This window comes from Allobosea sp. P1_A7, assembly GCF_056406775.1.
The window spans coordinates 1-464 of record NZ_JBFTZN010000660.1; the positions used below are offsets into that span (position 1 = coordinate 1).

The following is a 464-nucleotide window of genomic DNA, read 5'->3' on the forward strand; positions in this document are numbered from 1 at the left end:
ACCTGGCGCAGCCCTGGCGCAGCTCGCGCTGGGCCTCGGTGCGGGCGGTCTCGTCGACGGCGATGATCTGGAGGCGGGCGTCGCTGACGCGCAGCCGGGCGCGGGCGATCGAGGCTTCGATCTCGCCGCGCTCGCCGAGCAGGCGAGCCCATTCGCGGTTGATGTTGTAGACCTTCGTGCCGTCGATGAAGCCCTTCTGGAACAGGCCGAGATATTTGTTGCGCTCGAGYTCGACCAGGCGCAGCTCCTCGACCTTGGCGACCTGGCGGGCCTCGAGGCCCTTCACCTCCTCGCCGGACTGGACGATGCTGATCTCGAGCTGTTCCTTGCGGCTTTCGCGGTTGGTGCGGTTGCCGTCGAACAACCGGGTCTCGCCCTGGATGATCTGGCTGGCCTCGTCGGAGAATCKGGCGAACTCGGCCGGGAAGGTGATCGCGGCAAGGTTGTCGCGCTCGGCGATCAGG

At 67.5% G+C, this 464-nt stretch carries 1 pseudogene; it reads right to left on the minus strand.

Annotated features, from left to right (window positions below):
- Positions 1–464, minus strand: a pseudogene (locus AC1D34_RS38280) (HlyD family type I secretion periplasmic adaptor subunit); the annotation flags it as partial.